This window comes from Aquabacterium sp. A08 (assembly GCF_011742065.1).
Genome location: NZ_JAAQQT010000140.1, coordinates 1 through 796, shown reverse-complemented (window position 1 = coordinate 796; position 796 = coordinate 1). Strand labels below are relative to the sequence as shown.

General features: G+C 70.6%; 1 protein-coding gene and 1 pseudogene. Both read right to left on the bottom strand.

The features are described from left to right. Positions 1 to 144: 144 nt before the first annotated feature. Complete coding sequence (locus HA630_RS00800) at positions 145 to 633, bottom strand: DUF3237 domain-containing protein (RefSeq protein ID WP_371809175.1); 489 nt, start codon at positions 631 to 633, stop codon at positions 145 to 147. A 7-nt stretch (positions 634 to 640) separates the two neighbouring features. Further along, positions 641 to 796, bottom strand: a pseudogene (locus tag HA630_RS00795) (3-oxoadipyl-CoA thiolase); the annotation flags it as partial.

Here is a 796-nt window from a genome sequence, read left to right as displayed (position 1 = left end):
CGCTGCGGGTTTTACCTGGCGGTGGTGCAGGCCGGCACGCTGCAGGCCGGCCAGGTGGGCGAACTGCGCGCCGGCCCGCGGGCCTTCAGCATCGCTGACGCCATCCACGCCAAACGCCTCAAGCACCTGCGCTGAAGCGGGGCCTCACTCCACCGCAAAAAAGCGCATGACGACCCGGTCGGGCAGCCGCAGGCCGGTGCCCAGGAACACCCGCTCGTTCACCCAGGCAAAGCGCTCGGCAGCGGTTTCGATCAGCGGCTGGCAGCGGAAGTAGATCCGCGCCGGGTCCACCGGTTCGCCTCGGATCAATCGCTGGGTGTCGGCCGGGTCGGCCACGCGCAGGGCGCGGTTCTGTACGAACAGGCGCTCGCCCTCGGTGGTTTCCAGCACGTAGCGGGCGTCCAGCTCGGCCAGGCGGGGCGTGAGGATGCGCTGAAAATCCGCGCCGCCTGGCACCACCGAGCCCGTCCAACCATCGCCCTTGACGCTGCCGCCCACGATGGGGATGAGGCGCCGCAGGCCTGAGGGCGTGGCCCCGACTTCGATGGCCGGGGTCACCTGCACCGAGAGTTCGGCGAAGAAGCGCAGCGCCGGTGGGCGCAACACGTCGTCAAAGCGGGGTTCGGGCGCCACGGCGGCCTCAAACGCGTTCGAGGACGAGCGCAATGCCCTGCCCAACGCCAATGCACATGGTGCACAAGGCGTAGCGGCCGCCGGTGTGCTGCAGGCGGTTGATGGCGGTGGTGGCCAGGCGGGCGCCCGAGGCCCCCAACGGATGACCCAGCGCAATCGCGCC